This window comes from Thalassolituus sp. UBA2009, from assembly GCF_002335285.1.
GTDB classification, from domain to species: Bacteria; Pseudomonadota; Gammaproteobacteria; order Pseudomonadales; family Oceanobacteraceae; genus Venatoribacter; species Venatoribacter alkanivorans.
In genome coordinates this window covers 8159-22685 of the sequence record NZ_DDCJ01000016.1, presented here as the reverse complement: position 1 = coordinate 22685, position 14527 = coordinate 8159, and the positions used below count along the sequence as shown (strand labels likewise).

The 14527-nt window shown below is 56.7% G+C and carries 15 protein-coding genes; 5 read left to right on the top strand and 10 right to left on the bottom strand.

The annotated features are described in order from the left end of the window. Window positions 1–25: 25 nt before the first annotated feature. The 7 genes from glmS to B3P58_RS01620 all read right to left on the bottom strand — a co-directional run bounded on the left by glmS (window position 26) and on the right by B3P58_RS01620 (window position 7069). Window positions 26–1840 (bottom strand): glutamine--fructose-6-phosphate transaminase (isomerizing), encoded by a 1815-nt coding sequence (gene glmS / locus B3P58_RS01650; protein ID WP_286715612.1) that lies wholly within the window; start codon window positions 1838–1840, stop codon window positions 26–28. A gap of 3 nt (window positions 1841–1843) precedes the next feature. After that, window positions 1844–2650, bottom strand: a complete 807-nt coding sequence (locus tag B3P58_RS01645; RefSeq protein WP_145467474.1) for a DeoR/GlpR family DNA-binding transcription regulator — start codon at window positions 2648–2650, stop codon at window positions 1844–1846. A gap of 108 nt (window positions 2651–2758) precedes the next feature. Next, window positions 2759–4417 carry a GGDEF domain-containing protein gene (locus B3P58_RS01640; RefSeq protein WP_286715609.1) on the bottom strand — a complete coding sequence of 553 codons (1659 nt, stop codon included), beginning with the start codon at window positions 4415–4417 and terminating at the stop codon, window positions 2759–2761. Window positions 4418–4531: 114 nt separating this feature from the next. Then, a complete protein-coding gene (locus B3P58_RS01635) occupies window positions 4532–5320 on the bottom strand; it encodes an endonuclease/exonuclease/phosphatase family protein (protein ID WP_225691225.1) in 789 nt (262 codons plus the stop codon). Between the two features lies 1 nt (window position 5321). Next, window positions 5322–5963 carry a thiol:disulfide interchange protein DsbA/DsbL gene (locus B3P58_RS01630; protein WP_286715604.1) on the bottom strand — a complete coding sequence of 214 codons (642 nt, stop codon included), beginning with the start codon at window positions 5961–5963 and terminating at the stop codon, window positions 5322–5324. Between the two features lie 155 nt (window positions 5964–6118). Continuing rightward, entirely contained in the window at window positions 6119–6721 is a 603-nt protein-coding gene (locus B3P58_RS01625; RefSeq protein WP_286715602.1) for a c-type cytochrome, read from the bottom strand. A 48-nt stretch (window positions 6722–6769) separates the two neighbouring features. Continuing rightward, entirely contained in the window at window positions 6770–7069 is a 300-nt protein-coding gene (locus tag B3P58_RS01620; RefSeq protein WP_286715600.1) for a c-type cytochrome, read from the bottom strand. A 141-nt stretch (window positions 7070–7210) separates the two neighbouring features. Between B3P58_RS01620 and yihA the strand changes: the two genes are divergently transcribed. Continuing rightward, complete coding sequence (gene yihA / locus B3P58_RS01615) at window positions 7211–7864, top strand: ribosome biogenesis GTP-binding protein YihA/YsxC (protein WP_145467481.1); 654 nt, start codon at window positions 7211–7213, stop codon at window positions 7862–7864. Between the two features lie 349 nt (window positions 7865–8213). Here yihA and B3P58_RS01610 read toward each other — a convergent pair whose 3' ends face one another. From B3P58_RS01610 to B3P58_RS01600, 3 genes are read right to left on the bottom strand one after another with little or no spacing between them, the layout of a single operon-like run. Further along, entirely contained in the window at window positions 8214–9020 is an 807-nt protein-coding gene (locus tag B3P58_RS01610; RefSeq protein ID WP_414716554.1) for an iron chelate uptake ABC transporter family permease subunit, read from the bottom strand. A 2-nt stretch (window positions 9021–9022) separates the two neighbouring features. Next, window positions 9023–9808 (bottom strand): zinc ABC transporter ATP-binding protein ZnuC, encoded by a 786-nt coding sequence (znuC, locus tag B3P58_RS01605; protein ID WP_286715598.1) that lies wholly within the window; start codon window positions 9806–9808, stop codon window positions 9023–9025. Then, complete coding sequence (locus B3P58_RS01600) at window positions 9805–10281, bottom strand: Fur family transcriptional regulator (protein ID WP_145467485.1); 477 nt, start codon at window positions 10279–10281, stop codon at window positions 9805–9807. The genes znuC and B3P58_RS01600 overlap by 4 nt, the downstream gene beginning before the upstream one ends. A gap of 61 nt (window positions 10282–10342) precedes the next feature. On the opposite strand from B3P58_RS01600, the gene B3P58_RS01595 reads away from it, so the two are divergent. The 4 genes from B3P58_RS01595 to glmU all read left to right on the top strand — a co-directional run. After that, window positions 10343–11173: a metal ABC transporter solute-binding protein, Zn/Mn family gene (locus B3P58_RS01595; protein WP_286715595.1), complete on the top strand. Its 831-nt coding sequence runs from the start codon at window positions 10343–10345 to the stop codon at window positions 11171–11173. Between the two features lie 150 nt (window positions 11174–11323). Beyond that, a complete protein-coding gene (egtB, locus tag B3P58_RS01590; protein ID WP_414716553.1) occupies window positions 11324–12412 on the top strand; it encodes an ergothioneine biosynthesis protein EgtB in 1089 nt (362 codons plus the stop codon). Between the two features lie 46 nt (window positions 12413–12458). Then, window positions 12459–13421, top strand: coding sequence for an L-histidine N(alpha)-methyltransferase (egtD, locus tag B3P58_RS01585; RefSeq protein ID WP_286715591.1), 963 nt, complete (start codon window positions 12459–12461; stop codon window positions 13419–13421). Window positions 13422–13520: 99 nt separating this feature from the next. Then, window positions 13521–14527, top strand: a 1007-nt coding sequence (gene glmU, locus B3P58_RS01580) for a bifunctional UDP-N-acetylglucosamine diphosphorylase/glucosamine-1-phosphate N-acetyltransferase GlmU (protein WP_286715589.1), incomplete at its 3' end; no start/stop codon positions are given.

Here is a 14527-nt window from a genome sequence, read left to right as displayed (position 1 = left end):
CTTTCATTGGCCATGATGTTCCCCTTTATTCCACAGTAACCGATTTCGCCAGATTGCGTGGCTGGTCGACATCGGTGCCTTTGATCACGGCAACGTGGTAGCTCAGCAGCTGCAGCGGCAGGGTGTATAGCACCGGTGCAACGATATCGTCGCAGTGCGGTACGGCCATCACCTGCATATTGGCCTGCGGGCTGATTTCCGCGGCTTCGTCGGCAAACACGTACAGCTCGCCGCCACGGGCGCGCACTTCTTCGATATTCGACTTCAGTTTTTCTACCAGATCGTTGTGCGGCGCGACCACGACAATCGGCATTTCGGCGTCGATCAGTGCCAGCGGGCCGTGTTTCAGTTCCCCGGCGGCGTAAGCTTCGGCGTGGATATAAGAAATTTCTTTCAGCTTCAGCGCACCTTCCATCGCAATCGGGTACTGGTCACCACGGCCGAGGAACAGGGCGTGGTGCTTCTCGGCAAAATGTTCGGCCAGTTTCTGAATGTCGGCGTTCATCTGCAGCGCTTTATCGATCAAGCCCGGCAGGCTGGTGAGGGCGTCGGCGATGCGCTGTTCGCTGGCTTTATCCATATCACGGCCACGACCCAGTGCCGCGGTCAGCAGCAGCAGAGCAACCAGCTGGGTGGTGAAGGCTTTGGTGGAGGCCACGCCGATTTCGGCACCGGCACGGGTCATCAGTGCCATATCGGATTCGCGTACCAGCGAAGAGCCGGGCACGTTACAGACGGTCAGTGTTTTGCTGAAGCCCAGTTCTTTACCCAGACGCAGGGCGGCGAGGGTGTCGGCGGTTTCGCCACTCTGGGAAATGGTGACCAGCAGGCTGTTGGGGCGCACCACGGATTTGCGGTAACGGAATTCCGAGGCGATCTCGATATTACAGGCCACGCCGGCAATATCTTCGATCCAGTAGCGCGCGGTCATGCCAGCGTGATAACTGGTGCCGCAGGCGATGATCTGTACCTGTTCGATACCGCTCAGGTCGCCCAGCGCTTCGAGGTTCAGCTGGCCGTTAAACAGGCGGCCTTCGAGGGTATTGGCAATGGCCTGCGGCTGTTCGTAGATTTCTTTCAGCATGTAGTGGCGGAATTCGCCTTTGTCGCCAGCATCGTGTTCGACGGTGCTTTCGTGGGCTTCGCGTTCAACGGCGTTGTTGTCACGATCGTAAACGTTGACGCCGTCGCGGCGGATCTCGGCTACGTCACCTTCTTCGAGGAACGCGAATTTGCGTGTCACCGGCAGCAGGGCCAGCTGGTCGGACGCGACAAAGTGCTCACCAATACCAAAACCAATCACCAGCGGGCTGCCGGAACGGGCGACGATCATATGCTCTGGCTGCTGGCGCTCGATCACTACCATGCCGTAAGCGCCGTGAAGCTGGCTGCGGGCGGCCATAACGGCGGCCAGCAGCGAGTCGGCGCTTTTCAGTTCGCGCTCGACCAGATGTGCAATCACTTCGGTATCGGTCTGCGAGGTAAACACATAACCCTGAGCCTGCAGTTCGCGGCGCAGGGTTTCGTGGTTTTCGATGATGCCGTTATGCACCACGGCGATGTCGCCGGAAATATGCGGGTGGGCGTTGGCTTCGGAGGGCTCGCCGTGGGTCGCCCAGCGGGTGTGAGCGATGCCGGTACCGCCGGGCAGCGGATCGGCTTTCACCGCATCGGCCAGCGCCTGAACCTTACCCAGACGGCGCAGGCGTTTCAGTTCGGCCTGATCATTAATGATCGCCAGACCGGCGGAATCGTAACCACGGTATTCCAGACGCTTTAAGCCTTCGAGCAGGATTTCCGCCACATCACGCTGCGCTACCGCGCCAACAATGCCACACATTTTTTATTCTCCGTTGTCTGGCGCTGCGATGATTACGCGCACGCCCTGTTGTTCGATTAATGTCTGTTGCTCAGTACTGAGCCGGTCATCGGTAATCAGGATATTGACCGCTGACCAGGGTAATTCGAGGTTGGGGATGCGCCGTCCGACCTTGTCGGCCTCTGCCAGTACAATCACTTCACGCGCCGCTTCGGCCATCACCCGGCTTAAGCCCAGCAGCTCGTTAAAGGTGGTGGTGCCGCGTTCGAGGTCGATACCGTCGCAGCCGATAAACAGCTGGTCGAAGTCGTAAGAGCGCAGTACCTGTTCGGCAATCTGGCCCTGAAATGACTCGGAATGGGCATCCCAGGTGCCGCCGCTGAGCAGCAGCGTGGGCTCGTTTTCCAGCTCGCGCACAGCGTTGGCAACATTCAGCGAGTTGGTCATCACCACCAGGCCTCGTTTGCTCTGCAACTCAGGAATCAGTGCGGCGGTGGTACTGCCGAAATCGATAATGATGCGGTTATGGTCGCGGATACAGCTGGCGGCGGCCCGGGCAATTGCCTGCTTTCGTTTCGAAACTTTCTGCTGAGCAGGACTCTGACCATCATCCGTGCCCGCAGGTTCACTCATCAGCTCGCTTGGCAGCGGAATTGCGCCACCGTAGCGGCGTAACAGCAGGCCGCTTTGCTCAAGGGTCGCAAGGTCTTTGCGGATGGTGACTTCGGAGGTATCAAAGCGCCGTGCCAGTTCCTCAACCTGTACCTGACCGTGCTTGCTCAGCTGGCTGAGAATGCCGTGGCGGCGTTGTACCGTATTGCGTTTGGGCATCGTTATGTTTCGAATCGAAAGATTTGACGCGGGAATTTATCAGAGCGAAAGAAAAGATCAATAGTAATAGCCAGATTTCTGCCATTGTGGCGCTATCTGTCAGGGCTATCAGCCCTGACAGATACGGTTACGGCCTTCGTTTTTGGCCTGATACAGGGCTTTGTCGGCGCGATCGAAAACGGCGTCCGGTGATTCCAGTGCATGAAACTCACTGACACCAAAGGACATGGTGATAGGAACCCGTTCTTTCTTGAAGTTGAACGGGCTGTTTTCGATTTTGGCGCGCAGCTTCTCGGCGGCAATCATCGCATCGGCGGTATTGGTTTCCGGCATCAGGATGACAAATTCTTCACCGCCGTAGCGGGCGATAAAATCGACATCGCGCAGGTTTTTGCGCAATGAGCGGGCGATCAGTTGCAGCACTTTATCACCGGCCAGGTGGCCATAATTATCGTTGATGCGTTTGAAGTGATCGACATCACCCACGACCAAAGCCAGCGAACCCCCATAGCGGTTGCGGCGCAGCAACTCTTCCGCCAGACGCGCCTGATAGGCATCACGGTTGGGCAGGCCGGTGAGGTTATCGTGGGTGGCGCGGCGCTTCTGCTCTTCGATGGCAACCCGGCTTTCGGTGACTTCTTTTTCCATTTCGCTCAGCCGCGCCTGCAGCATTTCCAACCGGGCGGCGAGGCGTTCTTCGCGCTCTTCTTCTTCCTTCTGATATTTCTCCATCGCCTGCACGATCATGGTCAGGTGATCACGCACACTGACGCCCAGCTCGCCGAGATCGCCGGAGCCGGTGACCACCGAGCGGATATCGGCAATCTGGTCGCGCACCATGCTGTCGAGATCAAGGCGGGCACGCTTGCGCTCCAGCTGTCCCTGGCTGGCTTCACTGACCAGTATCTGAATGGCTTTCAGGCGCTGATCAAGGCTTTGCAGAAACTGCTCCAGCTCGGTCTGGCTGTTACCCAGACACTCAAGCAGGAATTCGGTGGTGTCTTCCAGCAGAGGTACCAGCTCATACCAGTTCAGACCTTCCTGCAGACGGTTTTGCAGATTCAGGGCTGTATGGTTCAGACGGTCAGGAATTACCAGTTGTGACAGCAGGTTGAGCAGGGTTTCAGAGACTTCCTGAGCGATATGAGAAAAGCCCGGTTCAGATTCCGGATGGTCGTCATGTTCTGCATCGCTGTCAGAAACAATATTGCTATCGTCACCGTCATCGCTGCTGCTGTCGCTGGGCTTAAACCAGCGCTGCCACCACTTGCTGCTGCGCTGTTCTTCAAAGCCTTCGAGGGTGGCGATTTCCCCGAGGATCTGAATCCAGCTCTGCAGCTGGTTGATGTAGCCGGACCAGCTCAGCAGCTCGTTTGCAGCACCTTTGCGGATTTCTCGGATGCGTTTCAGCAGTGGTTTGGGCAGTGGGCACAGGCTCAGTTTTTCGGCGGTGTCTGCCAGTTGTCCCAACAGCACTTCGGCCTGGGCGGTGTTCTGTTCTTCAAAACGTTTGACGGCCCGCTCCAGCTCATCCATTACCCGGTTCATGCCATTGGCGCCGGGTTTCAGGGCTTCGCGCAGATCGTTCAGAGATTTGTCGACACCGGCAGCCTGACCTTCGGCCAGCAGGGAAACCATGACCAGGCCTCGGCGCATCTGGTCGTGCTGTTGTTCTGAAGAGTTTTTGAGTTTCTCGTGGCTGTCTAACAGGTCGAGATATTTGTCGCGCCAGCGCCGGGCGGAATCCGACCCTGTTCCCTCTGCCATGTTGCGTCCTCGGGTTACTTCTATTGGTGGGCTTTGAAAATAGTCAGGCTAAGTATAGGTAAGGCAACCGAAGTTGCCGCGCCGGATGGCGGAAAAATCATGACCGGCGTCAGCTTATCCGGGCAGGACAATCTCGGCGGCAACGGGCAAATGGTCCGACTGCGGATGATCAATAACGGCGATGCGCTTCAGCTCAATATTGTCGCTTAACAGTATGTGATCAAGCCCGCGGCTGGGCTGCCAGCTGGGGTAGGTCGGCAGGTGTTGTTCCAGACGGTGCAGTGCCAGCCGCTTCAGCGGACTCTGATGCAGCAGGATTTCACTCTCCTGATTAAGGTCGCCCATGATCACCAGCCGCCGCGCATCGGCCACCAGATCGCAGAGAAAATCGAGCTGGCTGAACTGTGTGCGTTTGCCCAGTGCCAGATGCGTGATGGCAACCACCAGTTCCTGCTCGCCTTCACCGAAACGCAGCAGCATTACGCCGCGTCCGGGTAGCAGGCCGGGCAGTGCATGTTGCTCCACCCGTGCCGCCGGCAGCCGTGTCAGTAAACCATTGCTGTGTTGTGCCAGCTTGCCCAGATTGCGGTTGATTTGCTGATACCAGTGCGGGAAGCAGGCTTCCCGTGCCAGACGTTCGACCTGATTTTCCTGGCTGCTGCGCCAGCTGCCACCATCGGCTTCCTGCAGGGCAACAATATCGAAGGGGCTTATTAACTGGGCAATCTGGCTTAATGCCCAGTCGCGTTCACGGCAGGGTAATAAATGCTGCCAGCTGCGCAGCAGGTAGTGGTGATAGCCGCCGGTCTGAATGCCGACCTGCATATTGAAGGAGAGTAAACGAAGGGTGTCAGCGGCACGGGGTGCCGCTGTGAATTCCTGCAGAGTGCAGAAATGGGTCATGTTACTTGCCGGACAGTGCTGCGCGCTCTTTGGCGATCAGGTAGTCAGCAACGTCGAGCATTTTGTCCTGACCGCCCGCTGAAGTGGCGTCGATGATGTATTTGCCCTGTACGATCAGTGCCGGTACGCCGGAGATCTGGAACGCACGGATACGCTGATCACCCTGCTTCATACGGCTTTTCACGGTGAAAGACTCATACGCTTTATCGAAATCAGCAGCTTTTACACCGGCTTTGGCGACCAGAAAATCGCGCTGATCATCACGGTCCAGCAGACGCTGACGCTCAACATGGATGGCTTTGAAAATATCGCCGTGTACCTGATCCAGTACGCCCAGCACATCGGCTACATAATAGAACTGTGCGTGGGACACCCAGGCGCGGCCAAACATGGCAGGAACGCCTTCAAAGGCAACGTCGGCCGGCAGGTTTTTCTTCCATGGAGTGATAATGTCTTCGAGGTGGAAACAGTGCGGGCAGCCATACCAGAAAGCTTCTTCGACATGCACTTTGCCATCGGCCAGCACAGGTACCGGCTCGGCCAGTACTTTATATTCTTTACCGGCTTCGTATGCTGCAGCCTGAGCGCTGGCGCTGATCAGCAATACAGCGGCTGCCATCCATTTGGTTACCTGTGACAACATGGGTTACTCCATTCTTATTAATCAGATTTTGTTAGACGCATTTTTGCATAAAGGTTCGGTATCGCCCACCGTCAAAATGCAAAGACGGGTCAAGGGGCCGTGCGCTGCAGGCATAAAAAAAGGTGGCCGAGGCCACCTTCTTTTTTATCTGCGGATTAACGCAGACCCTGAATGTACGAAGACACTGCTTCGATTTCAGTGGTATGCAGGCGATAAGCGATATCGCGCATCATGCGGGTATCGCCATCATTGGTGCGCTGGTTCATGCTGAATGCAGTCAGCTGAGCCTGGGTGTAGGCATCGTGCTGACCAGCAAGGCGTGGGAAGCCAGCGGCTTCGATACCTTTACCGTCAGGACCGTGGCATGCCAGACAAGCCGGAACGCCTTTGCTTTCGATACCGGCGCGGTAGATACGCTGGCCCAGTTCAACCAGTTCTTCTTTTGCGCCACCGGTGGTTGGCACCTGAGCGCTGAAGTAAGCAGCCAGATCAGCAACATCGGTATCGCTCAGGCCGGTAACGAATGGAGCCATCGCCGGAACCTGACGATTACCATCGCGGATATCTTTGATCTGTTTGATCAGATAACGCTCACCCTGGCCTGCAATTTTCGGGAAAGTTGGTGCAAGACTGTTACCGTCGGCACCGTGGCAGGCCGCACAGGTAGCAGATTTTGCTTTACCGGCTTCAGCATCACCGGCGTGAGCAACGGACATCAGTCCGGCAGAAACGATCAGGCTAATCAACAGGTTTTTCATCATCAGGTCCAGGTTGTATGTGAATTCGTCTACTACTCAGGGGCGCGCTTACTTGGGCGCTGCCATGTAGTTGATCAGTTGTTTGTACTGGTCAGCAGTACAGTCCATGCACAGGCCGCGTGGCGGCATGGCATTCAAGCCGTTGGTGACGCTGGTTATCAGAGCATCCATACCTTTAGCCAGACGAGGCTCCCAGGCGGCCTTATCAAAGGATTTCGGTGCACCGGCAACTCCCATTGAGTGGCATGCGTTGCAGGTCTGCTGGTATTTAGCCGCTACGTCGAAGGCCTGAACATTTGCACTCATCGCTGCGGTTACAGCAGCCATCACAGCTAATTTTTTAATCATAGGAGTCTCTCTCTGATTGCATGTTTTAGATGGTTAAAACAGCTTAGCCCCGGACTCATCGCCCTGTGATAGAATGGGTGCGTCATCCAAAGGCCAAGCATTATATAACATTAATTTCCGGACGGTCATTACGTTTACCCCATGATAGAACAGGAATCCTTGACCTATACCAACACTCACTTCGTTAAGAGCGCCGCGAAGCTGAGCCAGTGTCCGATGGATATTTTGCGGGAAGTAGCCTTTGCCGGCCGCTCCAACGCGGGAAAATCCAGTGCACTGAACAGGTTAACAGGTCACAAAAAACTGGCGCGTACGAGTAAAACTCCAGGCCGTACGCAGTTAATTAACTATTTCCAGATTGGCGAATTGCCGCTGGCACTGGTCGATCTGCCCGGTTACGGCTTTGCCAAAGTGCCGCTGGCGGTGAAAAACGAATGGCAGCGCGAGCTGGATAATTATCTGCAGAACCGCGATGCATTGATTGGTCTGGTGCTGCTGATGGATATCCGCCATCCGCTGAAAGAATTCGACAACGCTATGATTCAGTGGGCTAAGCGCTCTGAAATGCCGCTGCATATTCTGCTGACCAAGGCCGACAAGCTGAAACGCGGCCCGGCGCAGAGCGCCTTACTGCAGGTGCGCAAGGCGGTATCGTCGCTGGGTAAGCTGGTCAGTGTGCAGACCTATTCATCGCTGAATGGTGAAGGCACCGACGAACTGCAAAAGCGTCTGAACAGCTGGTTGCTGCCGCCCGAAGATGTGGCTGCGGAAACAGAAGAAACACCAGAAGCCTGACTCTGGCCGGCGTTTGCCGGCCTCCTGCCTTTTTCTGAGGCCGTTTACGGCGGCCGCAGAGCTACAGATCATCCGGTCCTACTGTCATTGCTGATATTTATTGCGCAGCTATTCGTCATAAGAAAATACAACTGAAATGCGTCTCTGCAGCCAGCAAATTACGAATCCGTGGCTATAGTTTAATCATTCCTTCGGGAATTGATGACCAGACGCATGACTTCTCTCTGGATGCTTTTTCAGGTAGTTCTTTTTCTTCGGTACTTCCCCAATGATCCGAAGTTGACCCGGTCGTTTGCCCCCAATGGCGACCGGGTCTTTTTTTGTCCGTTGATTATGTTTGGTGCTGCTGTCAGGCAGGACGTCTGGCGTCGCGCAGACTTTGCAGCACCAGACTGAATGCAAACAGGGTGGTAGCCGCAACCACCACGCTGGGGCCGGCCGGCGTATCGAAACGGAACGATGCCCACAATCCTAACAGCACTGAGATAACGCCGGTTGCGCTGGCCAGCAAGACCATCTGCTCCGGTGTGCGCGCCAGACTGCGCGCTGCGGCCGGCGGAATAACCAGCAGGGCGCTGACCAGTAAAATCCCCACCACCTTCATGGCCAGAGCAACCAGTAACGCCAGCAGCAGAATCAGCATCAGGTTCAGACGTTGCACCGGATGGCCATCGATCGCAGCCAGTTCCTGGCTGACGGTAATGGCAAGCAAGGCGCGCCACTGCCAGAACAGCAGCACAGCAATGAGAATGGCCGCCAGCAGAATCCAGAGCACATCGATACGTTCTACCGCCAGCAGATCACCAAACAGATAACCCATCAGATCGACGCGGATGCCCTGGGCAAGGCTCAGTGTTACCAGACCAATCGCCAGCGTACTGTGCGAGACAATGCCCAGCAGGGTATCGGACGATAAGCGCGAGCGGTTCTGCAGCGGCAGTAACAGCAGCGCCAGCAGTACCGAGCCGAGCACCAGAGCCAGCGTCAGGTTGATATCGGTAAGCACGCCAAAGGTAATACCCAGCAGAGCGCCGTGGGCCAGGGTGTCGCCAAAAAAAGCCATGCGCCGCCACACCACAAAACTGCCCAGTGGTCCGGCCACCAGAGCCAGCAGAACCCCCGCCATTAATGGCATCAGCCACCAGTAATCGAACAGATTCACAGAATCTCCTTGCCGGGTGCGTGGTGCTCAACATGGCCGTCGGCGCAGTGCTGATGATCATGATGATGGGTGTAGTGAGCGATTGGGGCCTGTTGTTGTCCCTGTGGGCGGGCGCCGAATAAGCGGATATACGCAGGATCAATAGAAACCGTATCCGGATGTCCGGAACAGCAGATATGGCCATTCAGGCAGATCACTTCGTCGGTGGCGGCCATGACCAGATGCAGGTCGTGGGACACCATCAGTACCGCACAACCGAGCTCATCCCGCAGTTGCGGTATCAGGCTGTACAGCTCCAGCTGGCCCTGTACATCAACCCCCTGTACAGGTTCGTCGAGTACCAACAGGTCGGGTTTGATCAGCAGCGCGCGGGCCAGTAAGACCCGCTGCCATTCGCCGCCGGACAGGTCGTGTACCGATTGCCTAGCGAGAGCGCTGATTGCCAGCCGTTCCAGCCAGTAATGGATGCGCTCGTTGCTGGCGCCGCGCGCCAGCTGCAGAAAGCCGGTGACGGTTAACGGCATGCGCTGATCAAGGCTCAGGCGCTGTGGCATATAGCCGATACGCAGTCCGGGGCGGCGCGTGACCTTGCCGGAATCGGCTGTTTCCAGCCCCAGCAGCACTTTAATCAGCGTCGACTTGCCGCAGCCGTTAGGGCCGATCAGGGTAATGATCTGGCCGGCTTTAAGGTTAAGGCTGATATCGTTGAGCACGGTTTTATGCTGGCGTACCAGCTGCAGCTGGCTGGCGCTGAGAATCGTTGCGGCACTGGCGCTGCTCATACGGCATCCTGGCATCTTGGGCACAGGCCCATCAGTTCGGTCATTTGCTGCTCGACTTTCACTCCCAGCATCTGTTCGGCCTGACGGGCGATTTTATTCACCTGCTCGGCATCCAGCTCCTGCGCTTCACCACATTCGCGGCAGACAAAAAAGCAGCTGGGATGCGCTTCGCCCGGATGGGTGCAGCCAATAAAGGCATTCAGGGAGCTGATGCGGTGCACCAGACCCAGATCGAGCAGAAAATCGAGGGCGCGGTAAACGGTCGGCGGTGCGGAGTTAAAACCTTCTTCCGCCAGTTTCGGCAGCAGATCGTAAGCGCCAACCGGTTTATGGTTGGCCCAGACCAGTTCCAGCACACGCTGGCGTACCGGGGTCAGGCGTGCGCCCTGTTCTTCGCACAGAGTGCGGGCGCGGGAAACGGCACTGTCGATGCAGGCGTGGTGGTCATGGGCTTTATAGACGTTTTGAGCCATCGTCGCGCCTCGGAGATTAGGTTATAATGTTGCAATTCTACGACAGGAACGCCCCGATACAATGAAGAATTTGCCGCTGCTGCTGATTTCACTGTTGCTGAGTCTCAGTCTGAGCGGTCAGGCTGCCCCTATCAGCCATGAACCGCCATACAAAGTGTTGGCCAGTGTTCATCCGCTGGCGCTGATGGCCGCCTCACTGGTGGAAGCTGAACAACTCAGCGTATTGCTGCCACCGGGGATGACGCCACACGACTTCTCCCTGCGCCCATCCGATATTGATGTTATCCAGAGTGCCGATGTCATTATCTGGTCCGGTGCTCAGGCTGAGCCTTATCTCAGTGGTTTTGCCCGCCGCTGGCCGGACAAAATCTGGATTGATGTTGCAAAACTGCGTGAAGAAGGCCAGCCGAACGATGGTCACTGGTGGTTTTCGCCGGCCATGATGGTGCGCGCCCAGCAGCAGCTGGCCGGTGCGCTGGAGCTGCCTGCCGGTAACTTCGCAGCGGATGTTGATGCTGCTTTACAGCGCGCCGAGCAGTTACTGGCGCCGTTGCGCAGTCGTGGTTTCTTTGTTTTTCACCGTGCCTATGATCACTGGGTGCAGGCCATGCAGCTCAATCAGGTTGGTGCCTTTACCCTGTCACCGGAGCAGAAGCCTGGTATGAAAACCCTGCAACGCATGCGCGACCAGCTGACCTCCGGCGAAGTGGTGTGCGTGTTCAGTGAGCCGGAATTCTCACCGGCGCTGGTGCAGTCAGTGGTGCGTGGTCTGGATGTTAAACAGGGCGAGCTGGACCCGGTGGCCAGTCATATTTCTGTGACAAAGAGTGGCTACCCTGACTTTATTGAGGATCTGGCCCAGCGTTTTGCCACCTGTTTAAGTCCGGATTGATCCAGACCGGCCTGTGTCCTGATCAGGCCAATCCACGATGCGGACTTGCCATGGCGGGCGCTTTCGGTCAGGTTAAGGTCTGACCAGTGCGCGTCATGGAGGAAAGTAAATGGAGCTTTACCAGCAGGTCCGGACACAGACACTCGCTCTGTGCCAGCCGCTGAATTCACCAGTCCGCTGAAGTGGCATCTGGCCCACACCAGCTGGTTCTTCGAAACCTTTCTGCTTAAACCCCACCGTCCTGATTATCAGGAATTTCACCCGCTGTTCGGCCATCTGTTTAACAGCTATTACAACGGCATTGGCCAGCCTTATCCGCGTGCGCAGCGCGGTCTGTTATCCCGCCCCACGCTGGATGAGGTGCTGGCCTATCGCGCTCATATTGATCAGGCCATGCAGCCCCTGATGCATGACGCCGGCCTGCAGCCACTGATTGAACTTGGGCTGAATCATGAACAGCAGCATCAGGAGCTGATGCTCACCGACCTGCTGTATTGCTGGGCAAAGAATCCGCTGGAACCTGTGTATCAGCAGGCCACACAGCACTCTGCAGAACAGACAGCACCGAACTGGCTGCCACTGAAAGAAGGCGTTACCGAGGTCGGCCACAGAGGCCCGGCCTTTGCCTTTGATAACGAAACCCCGCGTCACCGCCAGTGGCTGCAGGGCGGAGAAATCGCCAGCCGCTTAGTCACCAATGCGGAATACCTGCAGTTTATTGAACAGGGCGGTTATCAGCAGCCGCAATGGTGGCTGGCCGATGGCTGGAGCTGGATCAGCAGTCTGCCGCCACAGGAGCGGCAGCCGCTGTACTGGCGCCAGCACAATAACGAATGGAGTACCTACGGCCTGGCCGGACGCCAGCCGCTCGACCCGCAGGCGCCACTTTGCCATATCAGTTTTTACGAAGCCGATGCCTACGCCCGCTGGGCGGGTGCGCGCCTGCCGACCGAAGCGGAATGGGAGAGTGCTGCACGGTTATATCCGCAACAGTTGCAGCAGCTGTTTGGTTGCCGCTGGCAGTGGACTGCCAGCTCTTATCAGGCTTATCCGGGGTACCGTCCTGCTGCTGGCGCAGTGGGCGAATACAACGGCAAATTTATGTGTAATCAGATGGTATTGCGCGGCAGCTCCTGCGCCACACCCGAAGGTCACGGCCGTATTACTTACCGCAACTTTTTCTACCCCCATGAGCGCTGGCAGTTTACCGGCCTGCGTCTGGCCCGCGACACTCACTAACCCTGATCAATCCGGAACACTCACCGCAATAAACGGGAGATAAGGTATGAAACGACAGGCTCTGCAGGTTTTTGATCATCTGCCCGCACCACTGGATCTGCGCGAAGAAGTACTGAAAGGGCTGACGCAACGGCAGAAGACGCTGCCAGCCAAACTGTTTTACGACGAGCGCGGTTCACAGCTGTTCGAGGCCATTACTGCGCTGCCGGAATACTATCTGACCCGTACCGAAATTGGCCTGCTGCGTCAGCATAGTGGTGAGATCGCAGGCATCGTCGGGGCTGGCAGTGTGCTGCTGGAATACGGTGCGGGGGCCAGTCTTAAAATCCGTTTACTGCTCGAAGCGCTGCGCCCGGATTGTTATGTGCCTATGGATATCAGCCGTGAGTTTTTGCTGGCTGCTGCGCAGCGTCTGCTGGACGACTACGACTGGCTGAGCATTTATGCCGCCTGTGTGGATTACAGCCAGCCGCTCAGCCTGCCGCACCAGATTGAGCAGGCGGAGCGCAAGCTGGGGTTTTTCCCCGGTTCCAGTCTGGGTAATTTCACGCCGCCGGAAGCCCGGCAGTTTTTACAGCGCGTACGTCAGACACTGGGGCGTGGCAGTTATTTTCTGCTCGGTGTTGATCTGGAAAAAGATGTTGCAGTGCTGGAAGCCGCTTATAACGATCAGCAGGGCGTCACCGCCGCCTTTAATAAAAACATTCTGCGTCACCTGAACCAGACCTTAAGTGCCGGATTTGACGAACAGCGTTTCCGCCATGAAGCGCGTTACAACGCAGAGCAGTCGCGCATCGAAATGCACCTGATCAGCGAGGTTGATCAGATGATTAATGTTGCCGGTCAGCAGATAGCACTGCGTAAAGGCGAAAGTATTCACACCGAAAATTCCTGCAAATACCGCCCCGATGGGCTGCAAAGCATGGCCCGCAGTGCCGGATTTGAAACCCGTCAGATATGGACTGATGCGCAAAATTACTTTGCTCTGGTGTTGCTGCAGGGCGTGTAAATGCACAGCAAAGCGGGTGCCTGTCCGCCGCACTGCAGCTGGACAGGTAGCGCAGGCCCGTTAGAATAGCCTCCACTATTTTCTGTGGATATTGCTGTTATGACACTGGCCGTCGTTACCCTGGCTGCGGGCAAAGGCTCGCGTATGAAATCGGACCTGCCAAAGGTACTGCATCGTCTGGCTGGCAAGCCGATGCTGGCGCATGTACTCAACAGTGCTGCGGCGCTGCCAAAGGCGAAGCAGCATGTGGTGATCGGACACGGGGCTGACGCGGTAAAAGAACAGATCACGGACTTTCCGGTGACCTGGGCGCTGCAAAGTGAGCAGAAAGGTACCGGCCATGCCGTGGCGATGGCGATGCCTGAGGTTGATCCGGCAGCGACCGTGCTGGTGCTGTACGGCGATGTGCCATTAATCCGCACAGAAACCCTGCAGAAACTGCTCGACGAAACCCATGATGGCCATGCTCTGGCCCTGCTAACCGTTGAGCTGGCGGACCCGACCGGTTATGGCCGTATTGTGCGTGACGATGCCGGCAATATTCTCTCCATTGTTGAACACAAAGATGCCAGCGATCTGCAGCGTAAAATCCGTGAGGTGAACACCGGCATTCTGGCAGTCTCAGCGGCGTTGCTGAATGAGTGGTTGCCAAAGCTGTCCGCCAATAATGCTCAGGGCGAATATTATCTGACCGATGTGATTGCCATGGCGGTTGAACAGGGCGTGGCGGTGCGGGCGATTCACCCGCAGGACGAATACGAAGTGCAGGGTGTGAACGACCGTCTGCAACTGGCCGGTCTGGAACGCGTTTATCAGCGCCAGCAGGCGGATCAGCTGTTGCGTGATGGTGTCTCTCTGGCCGATCCGGCACGCATCGACGTACGCGGTACCCTGACCGTGGGTGCGGATGTGGTAATTGATGTTGGCTGTGTGTTTGAAGGTGATGTGGTTCTGGAAGACGGCGTACAGATCGGCCCGTACTGTGTGATCAAAAACAGCCGCATCGGTGCCGGCAGCGAGATCGAATGTTATTCCATGATCGATCAGGCGCAGCTGGCTGCTGACTGCCATGTTGGCCCATACGCGCGTTTGCGTCCGGGCGCCGA